Origin of the sequence: Nonomuraea recticatena, from assembly GCF_039533245.1 — a bacterium.
GTDB classification, from domain to species: Bacteria; Actinomycetota; Actinomycetes; order Streptosporangiales; family Streptosporangiaceae; genus Nonomuraea; species Nonomuraea roseola.
In genome coordinates, this window is record NZ_BAAATE010000063.1 from 1 (window position 1) to 19,902 (window position 19,902).

19 protein-coding genes and 3 pseudogenes are annotated in these 19,902 nt (G+C 62.2%); 16 read left to right on the forward strand and 6 right to left on the reverse strand.

Going from position 1 to position 19,902, the window contains the following annotated elements:
* A pseudogene (locus ABFX50_RS48930) lies at positions 1 to 88 on the forward strand (IS5/IS1182 family transposase); the annotation flags it as partial.
* A 10-nt stretch (positions 89 to 98) separates the two neighbouring features.
* Complete coding sequence (locus tag ABFX50_RS48935) at positions 99 to 422, forward strand: hypothetical protein (protein WP_379506873.1); 324 nt, start codon at positions 99 to 101, stop codon at positions 420 to 422.
* A gap of 1,721 nt (positions 423 to 2,143) precedes the next feature.
* Here ABFX50_RS48935 and ABFX50_RS48940 read toward each other — a convergent pair.
* The gene (locus tag ABFX50_RS48940) at positions 2,144 to 3,679 is read right to left on the reverse strand and encodes a PucR family transcriptional regulator (RefSeq protein ID WP_346157762.1); all 1,536 of its coding nucleotides are present in this window, start codon (positions 3,677 to 3,679) and stop codon (positions 2,144 to 2,146) included.
* A gap of 111 nt (positions 3,680 to 3,790) precedes the next feature.
* Here ABFX50_RS48940 and ABFX50_RS48945 point away from each other — a divergent pair, with 111 nt between their 5' ends.
* The 10 genes from ABFX50_RS48945 (at position 3,791) to ABFX50_RS48990 (ending at position 14,562) form a co-directional block, all read left to right on the forward strand.
* Positions 3,791 to 4,678 carry a polysaccharide deacetylase family protein gene (locus ABFX50_RS48945; RefSeq protein ID WP_346157765.1) on the forward strand — a complete coding sequence of 296 codons (888 nt, stop codon included), beginning with the start codon at positions 3,791 to 3,793 and terminating at the stop codon, positions 4,676 to 4,678.
* Positions 4,679 to 4,694: 16 nt separating this feature from the next.
* Positions 4,695 to 5,609 (forward strand): NAD-dependent epimerase/dehydratase family protein, encoded by a 915-nt coding sequence (locus tag ABFX50_RS48950; RefSeq protein ID WP_346157769.1) that lies wholly within the window; start codon positions 4,695 to 4,697, stop codon positions 5,607 to 5,609.
* Between the two features lie 6 nt (positions 5,610 to 5,615).
* Complete coding sequence (locus ABFX50_RS48955) at positions 5,616 to 6,521, forward strand: polysaccharide deacetylase family protein (protein ID WP_346157772.1); 906 nt, start codon at positions 5,616 to 5,618, stop codon at positions 6,519 to 6,521.
* A complete protein-coding gene (locus ABFX50_RS48960; RefSeq protein ID WP_346157774.1) occupies positions 6,518 to 7,318 on the forward strand; it encodes an SDR family NAD(P)-dependent oxidoreductase in 801 nt (266 codons plus the stop codon). The genes ABFX50_RS48955 and ABFX50_RS48960 overlap by 4 nt, the downstream gene beginning before the upstream one ends.
* Positions 7,319 to 7,346: 28 nt before the next feature.
* Positions 7,347 to 8,768: an APC family permease gene (locus ABFX50_RS48965; RefSeq protein ID WP_346157777.1), complete on the forward strand. Its 1,422-nt coding sequence runs from the start codon at positions 7,347 to 7,349 to the stop codon at positions 8,766 to 8,768.
* Between the two features lie 31 nt (positions 8,769 to 8,799).
* Positions 8,800 to 9,654 carry a hydroxypyruvate isomerase family protein gene (locus ABFX50_RS48970; protein WP_346157779.1) on the forward strand — a complete coding sequence of 285 codons (855 nt, stop codon included), beginning with the start codon at positions 8,800 to 8,802 and terminating at the stop codon, positions 9,652 to 9,654.
* On the forward strand, positions 9,651 to 10,547 hold the full coding sequence (locus ABFX50_RS48975; RefSeq protein WP_346157782.1) for a 2-hydroxy-3-oxopropionate reductase: 897 nt from the start codon (positions 9,651 to 9,653) through the stop codon (positions 10,545 to 10,547). Before ABFX50_RS48970 ends, ABFX50_RS48975 begins: the two co-directional genes overlap by 4 nt.
* A 4-nt stretch (positions 10,548 to 10,551) precedes the next feature.
* Entirely contained in the window at positions 10,552 to 12,303 is a 1,752-nt protein-coding gene (gene gcl, locus ABFX50_RS48980; RefSeq protein ID WP_346157784.1) for a glyoxylate carboligase, read from the forward strand.
* 541 nt (positions 12,304 to 12,844) lie between these two features.
* The gene (locus ABFX50_RS48985) at positions 12,845 to 13,714 is read left to right on the forward strand and encodes a ParA family protein (protein ID WP_346157786.1); all 870 of its coding nucleotides are present in this window, start codon (positions 12,845 to 12,847) and stop codon (positions 13,712 to 13,714) included.
* Positions 13,715 to 13,803: 89 nt separating this feature from the next.
* On the forward strand, positions 13,804 to 14,562 hold the full coding sequence (locus ABFX50_RS48990) for a hypothetical protein (RefSeq protein WP_346157787.1): 759 nt from the start codon (positions 13,804 to 13,806) through the stop codon (positions 14,560 to 14,562).
* A gap of 339 nt (positions 14,563 to 14,901) precedes the next feature.
* On the opposite strand, the pseudogene ABFX50_RS51675 reads toward ABFX50_RS48990, so the two are convergent.
* Positions 14,902 to 15,479, reverse strand: a pseudogene (locus ABFX50_RS51675) (transposase); the annotation flags it as partial.
* 69 nt (positions 15,480 to 15,548) lie between these two features.
* Between ABFX50_RS51675 and ABFX50_RS49000 the strand changes: the two are divergent.
* Positions 15,549 to 15,959 (forward strand): hypothetical protein, encoded by a 411-nt coding sequence (locus tag ABFX50_RS49000; RefSeq protein WP_346157789.1) that lies wholly within the window; start codon positions 15,549 to 15,551, stop codon positions 15,957 to 15,959.
* On the opposite strand, the gene ABFX50_RS49005 is transcribed toward ABFX50_RS49000, so the two are convergent.
* The 3 genes from ABFX50_RS49005 to ABFX50_RS51680 are packed head-to-tail and all read right to left on the reverse strand — an operon-like array spanning position 15,915 to position 16,803.
* On the reverse strand, positions 15,915 to 16,406 hold the full coding sequence (locus tag ABFX50_RS49005) for a transposase (protein WP_346157802.1): 492 nt from the start codon (positions 16,404 to 16,406) through the stop codon (positions 15,915 to 15,917). The two genes, ABFX50_RS49000 and ABFX50_RS49005, sit on opposite strands and share 45 nt — an antisense overlap.
* Positions 16,346 to 16,510, reverse strand: coding sequence for a hypothetical protein (locus tag ABFX50_RS49010; RefSeq protein ID WP_346157805.1), 165 nt, complete (start codon positions 16,508 to 16,510; stop codon positions 16,346 to 16,348). The genes ABFX50_RS49005 and ABFX50_RS49010 overlap by 61 nt, the downstream gene beginning before the upstream one ends.
* Before the next feature lie 5 nt (positions 16,511 to 16,515).
* Positions 16,516 to 16,803: a helix-turn-helix domain-containing protein gene (locus ABFX50_RS51680; protein WP_379506870.1), complete on the reverse strand. Its 288-nt coding sequence runs from the start codon at positions 16,801 to 16,803 to the stop codon at positions 16,516 to 16,518.
* A 422-nt stretch (positions 16,804 to 17,225) separates the two neighbouring features.
* Here ABFX50_RS51680 and ABFX50_RS49015 point away from each other — a divergent pair, with 422 nt between their 5' ends.
* On the forward strand, positions 17,226 to 17,474 hold the full coding sequence (locus tag ABFX50_RS49015; RefSeq protein WP_346157792.1) for a hypothetical protein: 249 nt from the start codon (positions 17,226 to 17,228) through the stop codon (positions 17,472 to 17,474).
* Positions 17,475 to 17,816: 342 nt separating this feature from the next.
* Positions 17,817 to 18,008: pseudogene (locus ABFX50_RS49020) on the forward strand (transposase); the annotation flags it as partial.
* A gap of 544 nt (positions 18,009 to 18,552) precedes the next feature.
* Here the strand turns inward: ABFX50_RS49020 and ABFX50_RS49025 are convergent.
* On the reverse strand, positions 18,553 to 19,347 hold the full coding sequence (locus tag ABFX50_RS49025; RefSeq protein WP_346157794.1) for a hypothetical protein: 795 nt from the start codon (positions 19,345 to 19,347) through the stop codon (positions 18,553 to 18,555).
* 188 nt (positions 19,348 to 19,535) lie between these two features.
* Here ABFX50_RS49025 and ABFX50_RS49030 point away from each other — a divergent pair, with 188 nt between their 5' ends.
* Positions 19,536 to 19,871 (forward strand): transposase, encoded by a 336-nt coding sequence (locus tag ABFX50_RS49030; protein ID WP_346157796.1) that lies wholly within the window; start codon positions 19,536 to 19,538, stop codon positions 19,869 to 19,871.
* Positions 19,872 to 19,902: the final 31 nt, after the last annotated feature.

The following is a 19,902-nucleotide window of genomic DNA, read 5'->3' on the forward strand; positions in this document are numbered from 1 at the left end:
GCTGCGCTGCTGCCCGCATCGAGCGACCGCACTCGTGCAGGCCATCCTCGTCCTGCAGCTCATCGAAGAGGGCCGCTACTCAGGATGAAAAGGGCTCAATGACCCAAGTCGCCATAGACCATCCCGCGCTCACCAAGACCTGGGCCGACAGCGCCTACCGCACCACCGTCATCGAACACGCCGCCGGGCTCGGCATCGACGTTGAAGTCGTCCGCCGCGACCCCGCCACCAGGGGATTCACACCTCTTCCCCGCCGCTGGGTGGCCGAACGAACCCTCGGCTGGCTGATGCTCCACCGCCGCCTGGTCCGCGACTACGAAGCCCTGCCCGCCCGCTCCGAAGCCATGATCCACGTGGCCATGATCGACCTCATGTCCCGCCGTCTCACCGGCGAATCCACCCCGACCTGGCGCGGCACCTGAAACCGAACCAGACGGAACCTACGGGATCAAACGCCCACTTAGCGCAGCGACACCGACAGGTGCCTTACCGTGGCAATCGATGCAAGCAGAACCTGCCAGGAAGGCTCTAATTCTTGCCAACTTGCCTAGGTCTCTGCCATCTGAAGCTGCTGGCCTCAAGCTCGCACCACAATAGACGTGAAGAGCCTGGTTAAGCAGGGGTGGGTCTTGAAGATTAGGGTTCGTGTTACAAAGAATCAGCGTGCCGCTCTTATCCATATCCTTGAGGATCGTCATGTCAAGGCATCGAAGAGCACTGTCTATGTCGCCGGTAATGTGGCAACTTTCAGCATGGCGGATCCGATCGGCTGGCTAGAGGGACAGATTGCCCAGTATCCGCGCGGAGAGTTCCCTCGCGCGAGCTTGCTTGGTGTTGTTCGGAAGCTTGCCCGATCACCAGCCGGTCATATCATGAAGCCCGGCAGGAGTGGGCGCCAGACTTCATATCCGCACGGAACCGGGCCTGCTCGCTAAACTCTTAACCGGAAATAATCGCGCTCAGCTCCGCCAAGACAAAGTGGGCTTAGATTGCCTGACATAGGTTGAACCCATTGAGTACTTTCCGTCCTCGAGTGAGTTCATAATTTTATTAGGCCGCGATGGACGTACACGGATGTTCTGCCTTTTGGCGCCGTTGTCGTCGAGGACCCTTGGGTTAGCTGGCTGGTTAGACGGCCCAGGTGGTGGCGGGTCAGGATGCGGTGCACGGTGGTCGAGTTTGCGGATGGTGCGCAGCCGGTAGACCGCGGCCTCGATGCGGGCCGCGGTGCGGTGTGCGGTGGTGTTTGGGCTGGGTTGGTCGTGCAAGCCAGCTTCGCCGTGTTCGTGTCGGCGGCGGGCCGTGCAGGAACGCGTCCGCGCCGTCGCCGCAACCCCCGGACGTCGGGACAGTCTCGGTGCCGGCATCCAGGAAGCCCTTGGCCGTCCGATAGGAGGGGTCACCGCCCGACAGTGCTTTGGTGAGACCAGCGCCAGTCGCTCGGGGTTGTGCTTGTCGGCCAAGCCGATCACGCTATGAGCGGCGTGCAGTAGATCGAGCATGTCGTTGCCGCCAGCAGCGTCTCGACCACCTGGTGGCAGGGTTGGGCCGATCTCCTTGGCTTCGCCGCGACACCGGGCGGGGTGCACAGGTGAAAGGTGACCCTTCGGGTGGATAGTCCGACAGGTCGGTCTGCTTGCCCGCCAACTTGCGCGGATGGGTCTTGATCAGCTCAGGGGACCTGCTGCTGAGCCGAAAACTGACCCAGATGGCGACGTTGGTAGAGCGCACAACCCGCTTCATCGTCTTGGTCCAGCGCGATGGCAGGATATGGCCACCGTAACCAGCAGGCTGTCGGCGACGATGACCCGGCTGGCCGAGCAAGTTTGCCAGATATTGAGATGGGATCGCGGGATGGAGCTGGCCCAGATTGACTCAAACTCAATATTCACGGACCTCTAGTGATGATAGTCGATCTGGTCGATAACCCTTCTGCCAAGGCTCCTCCTGCTTCTTTATCAAGAACAATGATCCTCAACGGAGCGGTGACTGTGACGTCACTGGAGATGAGCTCCGTATGCACAAGCTTATCGATATTGAGCACGACCCAGCGTGACCTTATGGTACTTTCCGTCACAATCCCATCTGCGGCAGCAGCGTTCCTTCTTACAGTCCGATTGTCCCATGAGACAGCATTGAACCGTCAGGGCCGCCCCGGATGGCGGTTGCTGTTGGCGGTGAATCCTTCGAGGACCACTAGCGCTTTCAAAGCCACGGTAAGTGTTGGCCAGTGAGTCGGATCTTCCAGATCAGCTGGCAGCAGTGCGTTTATTTGAGCGAGGCGATAGTAGAGCGATTGCCGTCGTACATGGAGCTTTTGGGCTGCTAGCACCTTTGATCCTCCGCACTCGAGGAGGGTGTTCAACGTGGTGACCAATTGTGTGCCTCGCCGGGCATCTTCAGCGATGAGCGGTCCCAGTTGCTCGTCGACGAATCTCCGAAGCTCGGAGCGCTCACCGTGCCGGTAAAGCAGCCGCTCGGCCGCTAGATCTTGAGCCAGTACGACGGCGCGGTTCAAGCGGAGTTGTTGGGCAAGGTGCAGCGTGAGCCGCGCTTGAGCCATGCTGTTCGAAAGGCTCATGATGTCGAACGCAGCGGGTCCCACAGCTGCGCATGGTTCTCCACGGACAGCCAGCCTTTGTTCGAGGGCGGCGCGAAGGGATGAAGCCAGTTGCGATGCATTGGTGTCGGGATTGCCGGCGACGAGAGCGCATGAGATGCCTTCAAATGTGCCGACCAGCACTTGCCCGCACCTGCGAATAGCTCCCTCCAAGGAGGCGAGCGAGTTGGCCACCTTCAGGCGGTCCGCCACGACGCAGATGTATAGGGGTGCGGATATGGGTATGCCGCTGGCTCTTAGTCGATCCTCCAGTACGTGTGCTTCGACATGTTGCCCTGCCGCAAGCTGTTCAATCAGCAACATTCGAAGCCGAAGAGAACTTGCGGCGTCATGTTCATGGCGGACTAGACCTAGCGCCAAAACCGCTGGAGCCCGCTCCAGCAGAGCGTCGAGTAGCAAGGTAGGCACGCCTGCACCGATAGTGAGATGGCCCCACGTCATACCATCAATCACAATGGGGGTGCTGGCCGCAGCAGCCTGATCTACTTGGTCAGGTACTCGACCAGCAGCACTGGTCAGCCTGTTGTATCCGTCATGCAGCGTGACCCAGGTTTCTGCGATTTCCTGAATGCGATCGACGATCTCGGCCACCGTTCCGCCGCGTGCCAGCGTCTCGGAGAGAGTCCGGGAAATTTCGTCTGCATGCCGCAGCCGGGTAACCGAGTGGTCAATGATCATACTATTGATCGCTTCGGCGACTTCAGTAAAGCGTAGAACGGGTTGCAGGACCACTAGCGGGAAGTCCAGATTACGGGCTTCATCAGCCATATCTGGTGGGAGTTCCGGAAAGGGGCGCCCGATCTCGAACAACAAGGCAGTGATCCCACGCTGGGCGAGTTTGCGAACATAGATTCGACGAGCATCCTCGTCGACTCCCAGTAGACCAACACCGTTGGTGAGCAAGACCTCGTCCCCTCTGAGCAGAGGCGCGATGTCGTATAGATCAGCCGTGTGCACCCAACGCACGGGCCGGTCGAGCCTGTCTTCACCGCTCAGCAGCTCTGGCTCGCCCGCAACCACCAGCGGATGGTCCAGAACCTCTCGAAGAGACACTCCCATAAGCACAGTGTCACATGAATCGGCTCAGTCCTCTGACACCGTGTCCGTTGTTGTGATTCGCGTCACGGTCGCACAGTGATGGAAAGCACACAGGTGAGGAGCGCAAGCTAGATGACTGACTCCCGTGGTGAGGGACTGGGATGGCGAGGGGAAGCCGCAGCCATCGCCCTATTGACCTTTGCGGTCGACGTCGAGACCCCGGTCCTGGCAGCAGGACGGCGCTACGCCGACCATGCCATGGCCATGTCGCACCAGGCTTACGACATACGTCGAGGCCTGCCGCGGCTCTTGGGGATCTTGGACGAGTTCTCCATCAAAGCAACGTTCTTCGTGCCCGGCCTCGTCGCTGAATGGTGGCCAGAAGCGATCACCCAGATCGCCGAGCGCGGGCATGAGATCGCTCACCACAGCTACACTCATCGGCCTTCCACCGGCCTAACGCATACGGAGGAGCGTTGGGAGTTTGAGCGCGGCATGCACGCCCTCAACCGCCTCGGGATCGAGCCGTCCGGCTACCGCTCACCCATGTGGGCGGCCACCTGGCGCTCCGCTGACCTAGCTCGGGAGTTCGCTCTCACCTACGACACCAGCTTGATGGACGATGACATGCCCTACGTCATCGAGACCGCGAGAGGACCGCTGGTAGAGCTTCCCGTGCACTGGGCTCTCGACGACTGGGAGCAGTACGCCTTCTTGCCGGAGCCGCATCTCGGATATGCCATCGAGCCGCCCGAGAAGGCATTGGCCGTATGGACGGCGGAACTGGACGGGATGAGGGAGTGGGGCGGGCTCTTCCAGCTGACGAGTCACTCGTTCCTGTCCGGACGACCCGGCCGGGCGCGCAATCTGCGCAGGCTCATTGAAACCGTGCTCGCGCGAGGAGACGTGGAGTTCCGCACTGGCGAGCAACTGTGCGCGGCCGTGCTGGCCGACGAGGCGGTGGAACGCCGCAAGCAAGAACCTGTCCAGGTCAACGAAGACATCTATCCGCAATGGTGAAGGAGGAGGGTGGACCATGAGCACTCTAGTGACTGGCGGACGCGGCTTCGTCGGCAGGCACATCGTCGATCTCCTGGTGGAACACGGAGAGGAGGTCGTCAGCTACAACCGGGACTTCTCCATCGATAACCGTCCCGGAGTCACCGCCATCCAGGGGGAGCTGTTCGACATCCCGCGTCTTACTCGCGCTCTGTTCGAGCACACCGTCGACCGAATCATCCACACCGCGGGAATGAGCCATCCAGAGGTCTCCATCGACCTGCCGCTCACCACGTTCGCCGCCAACGTAGAGGGCACTCAAGGCGTCTACGAGGCTGCCCGAATGACCAACGTCAGGCGAGTCGTGAACTTCTCCTCAGAATGCGCCTACGGCAGCCTGAACGAGTTCGAGACCGTCACCGAAGCCACCGCGTGCTCTCCGACCACACCCTACGGCGTCACCAAGGTGACCGGCGAGATGCTCGGCAAGGTCTACAACGATCTGTACGGCATGGACATCGTGTCGCTACGCGTCACTGAGGTGTACGGACCCGGGCTGTGGATGCCAAGCGTACTCGGCGACATGCTCCGCGCAGCGGTTGACGGCGTCGTCTTCAAGCTCGACTATGGGCGCGACCACCCGTTCCAGTTCGTCTACGTCCAAGACGTCGCGCGGGCAGCCTATCTGGCTTCCATTGCTACCGCCCCGCGGCAGCACGTCTACAACATTTCGGGCGGATCTCAGGTGACGCTCGCCCAGGCGGCGAATACCCTCCAAGCACTCATCCCGGCCGCTCAGATCCACCTCGGTGAGGGGCACCTGCCGCAATGGGACCGGCAAGGCCCGTTCGACATATCTGCGGCCGAGCGCTGCCTGGGATACCAGCCTCAGTGGCCGCTGGAAGCTGGGCTGCGCGCCACCATCGACTGGCTCGTCGATCAAAAGAGGTGATCCACGATGTCAACCGATACGCCTGACAGCAGTTGGCTGGGCGATGCCTCGGCCGTCATGGTGCTGAGCTTCGACGTGGACGCCGAGTCGTGCGTGCTTGCCGAGAGCGCCCACTACGCCACTCACGTCGGGGCCCTGAGCCATCAGGCGTATGGGCCTCGCGTGGGCGTGCCTCGTATCCTGGATCTGCTGGCTGACTTCTGCCTCAAGGCAACTTTCTTCGTACCCGGGCGTAGCGCTGACACGTGGCCGGACGTCGTCGAGAGCATCGCCGCCGCCGGCCACGAGATCGCCCACCACTCCTATGCTCATCAGCGCTTGGTGCTCATGTCACCCGAAGAGGAACGGCGCGACCTCGAGCTGGGCCTGGCGGCACTCGAGGCGCGGGGAGTACGCCCCGTCGGCCATCGCAGTCCGTTGTCCTCACCGAGCGCCCACACCTCGACGATGCTGGCCGAGTACGGCTTCCGTTACCAATCGAGCCTCATGGATGACGACCGGCCGTATCTGATCAACACATCAAAGGGTCGGATCGCGGAGCTCCCGCCGCACTGGCTGCTTGATGACTTTCCCCAGTACGCGTTCCTTCCAGATCCCCCGATCGGGCACGTGGTCGAGTCGCCGCGCAAAGCTCTGGAGGTGTGGACCCTTGAATTGCAAGCCATGCGGCGCTACGGCTGCCTGTTCATGCTGTGTAACCATCCCTTCCTGTCCGGCCGGCCGTCACGGGTGCAGGCGCTACGCGAGCTCATCAGCTACGCCCTGGATTGCGGTGACGTATCGATCCTGACCGCGGCCGACGTGGCGGACCGGGTGCACTCCGACTCCAATATTGCCGTACGACCTGCTGAGACCGGATTTTCTGACCCGCTTCGCGTGTCGATCGAGGAGAACGACGAGGCAATGAGATGAACGATATGCACGGACGCGTGGCCGTAGTGACAGGCGCCGCCTCCGGAATCGGCCTGGCCACTGCCCAGGCACTCGCCCGCCATGGCGCATCCGTCGCGTTGGTGTCATTGCCCGGCGACGACTTCGCGGCGGCAGAAGCCGCCTGTGCCGTCCATCACGGCAAGACACTGACGGTAACAGCTGACGTCAGCGACTCGGCGGCGGTACGCGAGGCGTTCCAGCGCATTGAAGTTGAACTGGGACCGATCGACGCCGTCCACAATAACGCCGGCATCTCTGCGGTCGCGGCCCTGACCGACACATCAGATGAGCTGTGGCACCGCCAACTTGCCACCAACCTGTCTGGCAGTTTCTACGTGCTGCGCGAAGCGGCACGCGTAATGAAGACACGTCGCAGAGGAGCCGTCGTCAACACCGCCTCCGAGCTGGCACTGATGGGGCAAGCCGGTTACGTCGCCTATACCGCGACCAAAGGCGGAATCCTCGCCATGACCCGCAGCGCCGCCGCCGAACTGGCCTCCTGGGGGCTTCGCGTCAACGCGGTTTGCCCCGGGACTACCCTCACTCCCATGTTCCTGCGGGAGTTCGAGGGGGCAGCCGACCCGCAAGCGGAATTGGCGGACAACGAGGCCAGCGTCGCGGTAGGCAGGATCGCCGATCCTGCGGAGATCGCTGAGGGAGTCGTCTTCCTGCTCTCGGACCGTGCCAGCTACATCACCGGCACGCATCTCGTCTTGGACGGTGGCCGCACCGGCTGCTTTGCCATCGGAAGCATCGGTACCGACGCAGGCACCTGATCCTGACACAACCGAAGGAATCCATGCCATGTACGACCCGACCAATGGCGGGAAACCGCCGTCGCGGCTAGAACAGCTGGGATACCAACAGCAACTCGCTCGACGCCTCAAGATGTGGGAGGTCGTCGGCCTGGCGATGGCCGATGTCTCCCCCACCATGGCCGTCCTCTTCCTGACCGCGGGGGTGTTCCTGGTCGGTGGGACCTTCGCCATCGGAGCGAACCTAATCCTCGCCGTCATCGTCGTCCTGATCGCGCTCTGCCTGGCCGAACTGGCCTCCATGTACCCCATCGCGGGCGGCATGTACTCGCTGGTCAGGCAGGTTCTGCCAGCTCCATTCTCATGGGCTACCACCTTCAACTACCTCATTCAAGGGATCGTGATCCCCGCCAGCATCGCGCTCGGCATCGTGGGATTCCTCAAGGATCTCTTTCCCGCTCTGACGGCGCCTGCTCCCGTGATCGCCGTTGTCCTCCTGGCTCTGGCGGTTGCGATCGCGTTGACCAAGGTCGAAGTGGGGGCGTGGGCCACCGCGATCATGGTGGTAGTTGAACTGATCGTCCTGGCCATCATCACCGCTGCGGCGCTGTCTCACCCTCGTCAGTCCCTGGCCGACATCACGTTCAATCCCACCATGCTGTCCGACGGGCAACTGGTGTCCGTAGGCGCCGTCGTCATGCTCGCCACGCTTGCGCCCGCCTTCAATGTCATCAACGGCTACGACGCGGCGCTTGGCTTCGCTGAGGAAATCAAAGGAGGAGAAAGGGCCCTCCCTCGAGCGGTGATCATCTCTGCGATCATGGCCTGCGTCCTGATCGTGATTCCACTCGTCGCCGCAGTGGTGGCAGCACCTGATCTGAAAGCCTTCTTCACGGCGCCAGCACCGGTCGTCTACTCGGTTGAACAATCACTAGGCAGCAATGCTCGCGTGATCGTCGATGTCGGAGCGGTGATCGCCCTCTTCAACGCGATGCTGTCGCTGTTGATGTACTTCGGCCGGGTGGCCTACACCACCGGACGGGATCAACTCTGGCCCAAGACGGTGAATCGTTCCCTTTCCCGGCTCAACCGCTTCCATTCCCCGGCCGCTGGCATTCTGATCCTGGCAGTGCCAGCAGCGGTGCTGGTCTTCACCTCTGCCCTCGACTTTCTCATCATCTTCGCAGGCGCGGTAATCGCCGCTGTCTACTTCTGCATCGGGCTGGCCGCTCTGATGAGCCGAATCAGCCAGGCGAGGGAAACGCGGCCGTACCGGATGCCGCTGTGGCCGCTGCCTCCTCTGGTCGTCATCGCCTTCACGGGGCTCGCACTGGCGATGCAGGAGGTGAAGTACCTGGTCGCCGAGGGCGTTTTGGTCCTGATCGCGCTCGCCTGCTGGCTGGGGTCCAAACGGTGGAGCGGAGCACCTGAATCCGCACACGAACCTCAACTCGACGCCGAGTCGGCCTAACAGTGGGGATCAGTCAATGCATGTAGGACCGATGAAACATCCCTTCCCTTATGCGGCCAACTGCTCGCTGCTGTTCACCGAGGTACCGCTCCTGAAACGGCCCGCCGCGGCTCGGGCGGCAGGATTCCACGCTATCGAATCATGGTGGCCGTTCGACACGGCGGTGCCGCGCGAGGCGGATGTCGACCGTTTCGTGACAGCCGTCCAGGACGCCGACGTGGAATTGATCGGACTGAACCTGGCAGCCGGAGACATGCCGGGTGGTGACCGTGGGCTCCTGTCATGGCCGGCCCGACGAACCGAGTTCCTCGACAGCGTCCAGGTCGCCATCTCAATCGGCTCCCAGCTAGGGGTTTCCTGTTTCAACGCGCTCTACGGCAACAGACTCGACAACGCCAGCGCACAGGAACAGGATGACCTCGCAGCGGACAACCTCGCGACCGTGGCTGAGGCCATGGCCAGCATCGGAGCGACCGTAGTAGTAGAGCCGCTCAGCGGAGTCGCGCGCTACCCCCTGCGGACCGCTGCCGATGTGATCGATGTCCTGGATCGCGTCACTCGGCTGACAACTGCTGGCAATCTCCGAATGCTCGCCGACCTCTACCATCTGACCGCCAACGGCGACGACCTCGACGCCGTCATCAGCAGGTACGCCGACCGCATAGGCCACCTGCAGATTGCCGACTGGCCGGGACGGAACGAGCCCGGCACCGGCCGCATCAACTTCGACAAGCATTTGAACGCGCTGGAGGCGGCCGGATACCGGGGCTGGGCCGCCTTGGAGTACCAGCCCGCGACGACCACCGAACAGTCCCTGTCCTGGCTGCCCCGCAACCATCGCGGTGCCGACCCCATATCGAAGACATCCCAAGGAGCGAAGCAATGACCGTCCTCGCCTTCATCGGCCTGGGCATCATGGGTGGACCTATGGCCGCCAATCTCGTTAAGGCCGGCTACGACGTTATCGGCTATGACACCAATCATTCCGCGCTCGCCAGCCTGCAAAATCTCGGCGGACGAAGCGCGGGCAGCATTGCACAGGCCGTCACCGACGCCGATGTGGTCATCACCATGCTCCCGGACAGCCCAGACGTCCAGGCCGTCGCTCTTGGAGAAGAAGGCATCTACGCCAATGCCAGAGCGGGAACACTGCACATCGACTGCTCCTCCATCCGGCCCGATATCGCTCAGCAGCTCGCTCGAAGGGCCACCGACCTGGGACTACGTGCCGTAGACGCCCCGGTCAGCGGCGGTGAGGTCGGCGCTATAGAGGCTCTACTGTCCATCATGGTGGGCGGCCAGCCGGACGACGTCAGTGAAGCGCAACAGATCCTGCAGCACGTCGGCAGCACCATCGTGCACGTCGGCCCGCACGGCGCCGGCCAGACGGTCAAAGCGGCCAACCAGCTGATTGTGGCTGGCACGATCCAGCTGGTGGCGGAGGCGATTGTGTTCCTCGAGGCCTACGGCGTGGATACCACCGCCGCCGTCAAAGTCCTGGCGGGTGGACTAGCGGGCAACGCCATTCTCGACCGCAAGGTGACCTCGATGCTTCAACGCGACTTCACACCAGGATTCCGCATCGACCTTCACCACAAGGACATGGGCATTCTCACCTCGGCCGCTAGAGACGCGGGGGTAATTATTCCTCTCGGCTCGCATGTCGCCCAGCTGATTGCCTCACTGAGGGCCTCTGGGCACGGCCAGCTCGACCACACCGCCTTGCTGCTCCTGGTGGAGCGGCTGTCCGGACGTGACCTGCAATCAGCGAAGGTGTGAACAGATGCCAAAGATGAGAGCGGTGGACGCCGCAGTGGCCATCCTGCGACGGGAAGGGATCACCCATGCCTTCGGCGTTCCTGGGGCGGCCATCAACCCTTTCTACTCCGCGATGCGAGCCGACGGAGGAATCCGGCACATCCTCGCTCGACATGTCGAGGGCGCCGCTCATATGGCCGAGGGTTACACCCGCGCGCGAGCGGGCAACATCGGCCTTTGCGTCGGGACCAGCGGTCCAGGTGGCACCGACATGATCACGGGACTGTACTCGGCCTGGGCCGACTCCATCCCGATTCTGTGCATCACTGGCCAGGCGCCAGTGTCGCGCCTGCACAAAGAGGACTTCCAGGCGATCGACATCAGCTCCATCTCCGCGCCGGTCACGAAGATGGCGATGACCGTCCTCGAACCAGCGCAGGTGCCTGGCGCTTTCCAGCAGGCTTTCCATCTCATGAGGTCGGGCAGGCCCGGCCCGGTCCTCATCGACCTGCCCTTCGACGTGCAGATGCAGGAAATCGAGTTCGATCCCGAGACCTACGAGCCCCTGCCGGTCTACAAGCCAGCTGCTACCCGGGCCCAAGCCCACAAGATTCTGCAGATGCTAGCCGCAGCAGAAAGGCCACTGATCGTCGCAGGCGGTGGCATCATCAATGCCGACGCCGCCGACCTCCTGGTGACCTTTGCCGAACTCGTCAACGTTCCAGTCATCCCCACTCTCATGGGCTGGGGCAGCATCCCGGACGATCATCGGCTCATGGCCGGCATGGCGGGCCTGCAAACCTCGCACCGGTACGGCAACGCCAGCCTGCTAGCGTCGGATTTCGTCCTTGGCATCGGCAATCGATGGGCGAATCGCCATACCGGAGGGCTGGAGTCATACCGCAAGGGGCGAACCTTCGTCCACATCGATATCGAACCCACTCAGATCGGCCGCATATTTCCGCCCGACTACGGCGTTGTCTCCGACGCTAAGGCCGCGCTCGGCCAGCTGATCGAAGCCGCCCGCGAATGCCACACCGCCGGAACGCTCCCTGACTACACCCCATGGGTCACTGAGTGCCAGGAGCGGACGCGGACGATGCACCGTCGCGCGGATTTCGACAACATTCCGATCAAGCCTCAACGCGTGTATCAGGAGATGAACCGCACGTTCACCCGCGACGTTCGCTATGTCAGCGCAATTGGACTGTCCCAAATCGCCGCTGCCCAATTCCTTCATGTCTACAGGCCGCGATCATGGATCAATTGCGGTCAGGCCGGTCCGCTGGGATGGACAATACCGGCCGCGCTCGGCGTGGTCGCCGCCGATCCCGACAGCACTGTGGTCGGTATTTCCGGAGACTACGACTTCCAGTTCCTTATCGAAGAGCTAGCAGTGGGAGCGCAGTTCAGCCTTCCCTACGTTCAGATCGTCGTCAACAACTCCTACCTCGGCTTGATCCGACAAGCTCAACGACTCTTCGATATGGACTACGGAGTCCAGCTCGCCTTCGAGAATGTCAACACTCCGGACCTGGGCGGCTATGGTGTCGATCACGTCAAGGTCGCTGAAGGGCTCGGCTGCAAGGCGATCAGAGTCCACGACCCGAACATGCTCGAAGCGGCACTCAGTCAAGCGGTCAAGCTGATGACAGAGCACCGGGTGCCAGTAGTGGTCGAGGTCATCCTTGAGCGCATTACGAACATCTCTATGGGCACCGATATCGACAATGTCGTCGAGTTCGAAGAGGTGTCCAACCTCGTGGATCGCGGCTAACACAATCGAGAGACGCAACCATTCTGGGTATGCCCGGGCGATAGGGGACCTCGGCGGACGGCGGATGCGGCATCGCCTTAACGCTGGGAAGCCTCCGCTTATGTTCGTGCCATTGCGGCGTCGTGGTCAACGCGACGGAAACCGCTGGAAGCCTGCCCCTGGTCTTTCTCGCTCGGAGTTTCCCGCGCGGAGTTCTACTCAGCACCCCGGACCCTCGCGCCCACCCCAGCAGTGACCGGGAGCAGGCAGCTGCGGCGGAAAGGGGCCTTGCGGTCCGTCAGCACACCGACGACAGTGACACAACTGCGCCATGACTGATCAGGACCTGGTGACCCAGGCGCACTTCGGCGTCGCCCGCCGTGCCCCACGGGTGCGACGCGCTGGCTGATCTGCTGAATTGCCCGCAGCGAGGGCCGTCGATCCCTTCAGGGGTGACAACGAGACACCGAGACGGCCAGGAGAAGGCAGGGGTCTTTGACGGTTCCTTCGCTCTAGGATGTGACATGCTCTCTCGGAGCGCATCCTTCTCAGGAGGCTTTCATTGACTACGACCCAGCGGCGATCGAAGAGGATCGCTATCGCTAACAACAAAGGCGGAACGGGCAAAACGAGCACAACCGTGAATCTCGCCGCAGCCCTAGCTGAGGCTGGCTTCACTGTCCTCGTCATCGATCTCGATCCACAGGCTAACGCTGGCCGTCGTCTCGCCGTCAAGCCTGATTCTCATCTGGCTACCGTGTCTGATGTTCTTAAGGCACTCGCTGAGCGCCCTAACGCTGATCTAGCAGGCTGCGCCTCTGACGCCTTTACAGAGATCGGCTGGCCTGCCCCTTACAACGAGCACATCGTATTGCTGCCGTCCCGCACCGATCTGGAGAATCGAGCTACTCTCGAGGCGGGACAACTCGGCGCGGTGCATCGTCTCGATGTCGCGCTTGACGGCGCTGACGATGAGTTCGATGTCGTGCTGATCGACTGTCCGCCAAATCTGGGTCATCTCACTCAGAATGCTCTGGCCGCTAGCGATGCGGCACTGTGCGTGATGGATCCCGAACTGGATGGCATCGAAGGCGCCATCGCGTTGCGAGATTTCATCAAGAGCAACCGCAACAAGCTCGCTAATTCGCAACTCGAAGTTGTTGGCTACATCGTCAACCGCGTGGATACTCGAACGGGAGCTCACAAGTTCCAGACCGAAGAGTCGATCCCTGAAGCTTTCGGTGAGCACCTATGGACTCCGATGCTCCCTGAGCGGGTCGCCATGAAGGACGCGGCCGACGCAGATCCGCCACGACCCCTGCGTGCCCTGGGTCGCGATGGACAGGCTATGGCGGAGCGATTCGCCGAACTGGCGAGACAGCTCAGCGAACGTGTGGGACTCACAACAAGCGCTGCGGCAGGGGTGAAGTAATGGCTAAACCGGTACGCGGTCGCCCGACACGCGAACCACGTATTGTCGCAGCTCCAGAACCAGTCGCGGCTGGCGATCAGCCAGCTTCAGTGATCACTCGATCAAAGACGGTCGATGTCGAGCCAAGAGCTGTCGCCGAAGAGGTCATAACCTCCGCCAAGGCGACGCAGCCGAGCGATGCGGTAGCCGTGGCCGAGGCGGCATCCGTCAACAAATTTGTTGACGACGCCAGGATTCCCACCTTGGCTGAATGCGAGCAGCACATAGCCAATGTCACTCATCAATGGCTGCTTGGCGTCGGGCAAGCGCTTAAAGCAATCCGTGACCACAAGCTGTATGAGCACACGGGCTACCCCTCGTTTGATGCCTACGTCAGCCATCGCTGGGACATGACTCGGCAGCGAGCACATCAACTGATCGCCGCACTCCCGATCGTTGAACTCGTCGCGCCCTACGCCGATCGAGAAGTAAAAGAAGGCCAGACGCGTGTACTCGCATCGGTGTACGACGCTCATGGCGGAGAAGCGGTCGTCGAAGTATGGGTCGAGGCGACCAGATCCGGCAAGCCGACAGCAGCCGCGCTTGAGCGTATCGCGCGTGCGAGAGGATATCTCGCGCCCGCAGGCGGCGGTAAGACGCTCAGCAGGAAGGACGTTGGCCATCCCAACGCCATCCTGGAGATGCGTGAGGCTCTGCGCGCCTTTGACCTTCAGTCCCTGCGGGTTCTGGCGGCGGAGTCTCCCGATGCGGCAGAGGAGATCCGTGTCGGGTGCGAACAAGCGGGTAACGCACTTCTCCAGTTCGCGTCCGAGCTGGCAGGTATGACTGCCGGTCATACGGAGCACTGACGGCGTTAACAGAATTTATTGACGGTGGAATCCTCTAGGATCTCCATCCGTCAAGATCCTAGATGGATGGTACAGGCACCAACCAGCGACATGCCGGTGCCTGTACCATCTGGTTCGCCAAAGGTACAGAGACGCTTCTCGAGCCCCCTGTCGTCGACTGACGGACCGATTCATGCGTACGACTTCATTGTTTAGGCACAAGTGCCAACAACCTCAGATTTAGAATCGTCTGCGACGACTCCCTAACTCGCTTGTTGACCCCTCGCAGGCTAGAAGAGCCGCTGAAGGAGCTGCAGATCACCAGCGGGCCTGTTTGGTAACGATGCCCCTTGATCGTGGTTAGTTTATCGGGTGGTGGAGATCAGGCGCGTTGAAGGTGACGGCCAAGGCGTTCAGCGCGGCTTTCAAGCGGGTGATCCAGCACTTGCGGCCCTTGCCGGCCAGCATTGGGCTCATGCTCGTTATATAGACACACGTGAGTGCGGCCTGCTCGTGGGGGAAGTGCCCGCGAGCCTTGACCGCCTGCCGGATCATAGCGTTCACGGTTCGATAGCGTGGGCCGAGCGGATCACCTGGCGGATCTCGGTGTCAAAGTTGAAGAAACGGGACCAACTCGATCCAGACCTCCTCCTCCCACAATTTCACGATCGACGGATGCCTGCCCCCCGAGGTTTCCGCGAACGCGTAGAACCGCTCAAGCGCGGCCGCTTCGGTCGGGACGGTGTAGATCGACGTGAGCACCTTGATGATGCCGTCCCAGCGCTGGCCAGCGGCATACCGGAACGAGGCACGCAGCCGATGCGCCACGCATGTCCGAACGACAGTCTGGGCCAGACCTGTTCGATGGCCTGCGGCAGCCCCTTGAGCCCGTCGCAGACCACCATCAGCACATCACCAACGCCACGTTCTAGTGACTCGTCCCAGATCGTTGCCCGGGGAACTCGGTAAGATCGCTTCGGGTTGGGCTTGAGCGGGAGTGATGGTGAGTGAGCGAGTCGGATACCTCCGGGCGCGGTCTGGCCGTGCGGAACTCGGTGTCATTGGGTTTGTTCCTCGCGATCGCGGCGGATGCCAAGGTGCCGTTCACCGTGGTCGAGTTGGCCGGCCGCGGCGTCACGGCAAGTGCGGCTGGCACTCGCTGGGTGCTTGAGGCCGGTAAGCCATCGCTGGACGGGTTCACTTTTGCGGACAAGCTGATCGAGCTCGGAGGGTGGGAGGACCGGCTCGTTAGCCTGTGGCAGGCGTACGGACGGGGCGAGGTCGCGATAGTGAACTTCCAAGTCCAGCTGGCTGAGATCGTCCAGGCCATGGAGAGGTGGCCGGCCCTCCCTGAGGGCCCGGCGGAGGATTTCTCAAACCGCCTTCGCCGGGTAATCGGTCCAGGTGCGGATGGGTGACTCGAGGGCGAAGCCGGTCTTCGGTGCGGCGCGTGCGTTGCGCCAGCGGATGTAGGCGGCGATGGCCGCGTTCTGCTCGCCGTGGCTGCGGTAGTCGGTGCCGTTGAGCGCGAAGTACCGCAGGGCCGCGAACTCGGACTCGATCCAATTCAGACATGGACCGTAGGTGGGCAGGAAGACCAGCTCGATTTCGTTCGCCGCCGCCCAGGCCCGGACGTTCGGGTGCTTGTGCGGGGAGAAGTTGTCCAGCACGAGATAGAGCTTCTCGCCTGGCCAGCGGCTGCGCAGGGCCTTGAGTAAGCTGGGGAACTCGTGCCACCGCTTTCGCTGGCGGATCCGGTAGTAGATCTTGCCGGTCGCCAGGTCGAGGGCGGCGAGCATGTGCATCACGCCGTCGTAGGGTGGTAGGTGGCCCGTAGTCGGCGCGGGGAGCGCAGAGGGCGCCAGGCCTTGCCTTTGCGGGGCTGGAGGTTGAGCGGGCCGAACTCGTCGACGCAGACCACCCGGCCGTCGGCGGGTGGAGCGTCGTACAGTTCCAGAACCCGGTGCATCTTGGCTATGAAATACGGGTCGGTGGAAGCCTTCCACGTCGTGGTGGTCTGCCAGGAGATTTTGCCCTGGCGCAGAATCCGGGCAGCGTCTCCCGGCTGAGAGCCGACACGACGTTCCGCTGGATCAGGTGCTCAGTGGGTTTGGCCAGGCTCCAGGTGGAGAACGCGGTGATGCCCCAGTCAGCGCGGAGGCGCTCGCGCACCTGGTCATCGATCGTCTTCGGGCGTCCCCCGCTCCATTTTGGGTCGAGGGCAGCGAACCCCCGCTCGTTGAAGCGTGGATGACATCGCACACGTAGTCCTCACAGACCTGGAGCAACGAGGTAATGTCGTGGACCGACCGGCCCTGGGCTGACATCAGCACCACGATCGCGCGCCGTAACCGGACCGGGTCCTTCGAACTCCGGCCGATCCGCTGCAGCCGCCGGCCCTCCTCCATGCTCACCGGCCGGACACCGACGGACGCCGTCCCACGACCACCTCCAAGATCAGTTCTTGGAGACAGCCTGATGGCCAACCATCCGCACGGCAATTGCCTGGTCAATCTACCGAGCCGAGCCACTAGTCAGCACGCAGCCAGAACTTCGCCCACTCACCACCGTCGCCGACCCCACGAGCCAAGGATGTCACGCTCGCCATCGGCGGCGGCTGCCATCGCCGTGTAGAGGGACCGGTTGGCTCCCTTTGCCCTCTCGCATTCACATGGATCACGCCGATGGAGATTCCGGGGACCGGATCCAGCGACCGGTTCTGCTATTGGGCCATCGTCTCCCGCACCTTGTCGGTGGTAGCGGAGATGGTCTGCCTGGAGACCTCGACGCCATACATCTCCGCCAGGTCCGCGGAGATCTCCCCGGTGGCAGCCCCGTGGCCGCCAGCAAAATCCCCTCTGATCCACGCCCGCCAGTCGCCGCTGCCGCTTGCGCGCGGTCTTCTGCTCGAAGCTGCCGCCTTGATCCTGTAGCACGCTGACCTCGACCGGCCCGACATCGATGAGCATGGTCTTGGACCGCCATTGCACGCGCCACCGAACCCAGCACATGACGAGTGGCGCCATGACATACGGACCAGCGCGGCCAGAATCCGATTAACGAAGACCAGCTTGTGATGGGTCTCCTGCCCCGCTCCGACGTCAATTGGGTCTGGCCCGCAGCTCAGGCTGCCGTTGGGCATCCATAGCGGCCCCATCTCGGCGATCAACTTCGCCAGCACGTCCACCGGTGTCCAATGACGCGTCGGTTGTGCACCACGATCGAACGCCTGACCGTTCTCTCCACATGGAGATCAGCGATCACTGGTCCCGACCAAGGTGCTCGGCGCGCAGCTGGAGGCGTTTCGCACCCGCACGCTGGACGCCGTGGCCCAGAAGGTCCGCGAAGGCGGCCGGATCATCAACGTCTATGTGTTGGTCGCCAATGCCGTCAACGCAGGCGGCCGACGGGAAATCCTCGGTCTAGAGGTGACCTCCGCCGACGGCGCCGGCTGGCTGGCCTTCCTAAGCCATTGGGTTTCACCGCGGAGGCCGTTCATACGCAACACACCTGGGTGATCGATGCTTTGGAGACGTAGCCCGGGCCGCATCGAGCACCTGGACGCCGCCAATCCGCAGGAACGGCTGAACAAGAGACCCGCCGCCGTACTGACGTGTCGGGCTCTTCCCCGACTGCGGCTCGATCGTCCGCTCGTGGGCGCGGTGTTGGCCGAATAGGCCCGTGGACTGGACCGAGGCCCGCTGCGACATGGGCCTGGGCGTTATGGTCAAGGCCCGCATGCGAGTGATCCCATGCGACATATCGGCACAGGACCCGCTGGTACAGGCACCTACCGGTTAATCTGCAGAAACAGGATCCCGCAAGGGCCAGCTCATACGTCACGTAGCTGAATATGGCGGCACAACACCGACGCCGTCACCTCGATGTGCGAAACGCTCAACGCGCGAACGTGTTCGCATCCGCCGCACGAAAACATCCGCGGAGGTGGCGACTCCTTACACTCGTAGCCTGAATCTGTTACCTGACCCGGTGATCGTTCCGGTTCCAGGGCTAGCCACGATTGAGAACCGCATAATGCCGCGACGAGAGATCAGCGAGCACAGGGAGGAGATCGCCAGCTTCAGCACGGAACGCCGCATAACTGTCCGCTTCGAGATCTTCGAGGATGCTACGGACCCACCAGCCGATTTCGCGGAGGGTGGGGAACTGAGTTGGAGTAAGCGGCCATGTCATTTCCCGCACAACTGAGCGGAGATGCATGAGATCCTCGGCTAGGTCATCGTCGATGAGATGGTCACACGTTCTCCGAAGTTGCGCGAGCTGAGCAGCGGCCTCCCAGAGGGGAAGCGCATGACGGTCAAGCCACGCTGCTTCGTCTTGGTTGGTAGTGCTTCGTGCTGCCGCACGCAGGCGATGATTCCGCTCGGCCCTCTCACTTCGTGGAAGTCCAAGCTTGGCGGCTCGGTGGCGCCCAATTAGGTTTGCGACTGCCTGCCGACTACGGAGCCCCAAAGGAGCAGCCATTCGTATCTGGGGCATCTTCATCCGCCCACCCAATTCGACCAATTCGTACTCAAACCGATCCAGCACCGCAGGTACATGCGGTAGGTGCTGACGAACGTAGCTCAAGACCCATAGTCCATCCACAACGTCTTCCATAACGATCCACTCAGGGACTCCCCGGTCACTTGTGATGATAAGCCGAAGGAGAGCCAGTGGATCGGTCTCACAGTCTTCCAGACCTAGATCACTCGGAGAAGTGGTTGTTTTTCGACGCTCCCAGATCCGCGCAATGGCTTCCTGACCTGCGGTTTTGTCCATGATCGGATATGCACGCTTAGGCATGTCAATATAGTATTGACATGCTGCTGGCTGGCGCCAGCCCTGCCTCTCATAAGTTGTCTGGCTTCTTCCGAACGCTTGCAGGTGTCCGTACAACACGAGAGATGTCAGCGGACTTGGTAATTGACTCAGGGACGTCAGTGGCCTTCCCCTTCTAGCGTGGAGACCTGACCTAAGGAGAAGGTTGGGTCGTGGGAGAGACCAGACGCAGGTTCGATCCGGATTTCCGGGCGGGTGCGGTGCGCATCGTGCGGGAGACAGGAAAGCCGATCGCGCAGGTCGCCAAGGACCTGGGCATCAACGCGGGCACGCTGGCCAACTGGGTGCAGATGGACCGGCTGGCCCGCGAGCAGGACACCAACGGTGGTGAGCTGGCCGAGTCGGAGCGGGAGGAACTCGCCAGACTGCGCAGGCAGCGGACCGAATGGGCCAAGGAACGCGCCGAGCTGGAGATGGAGCGGGATGACGCCCCTATGCTTGTCAAGCCGCAGCGGACGGAGTACGCGCAGGTGAGAGTGCTTCTGTGATGATCGGGAAGACTTCGCGGGCGACGTAGCG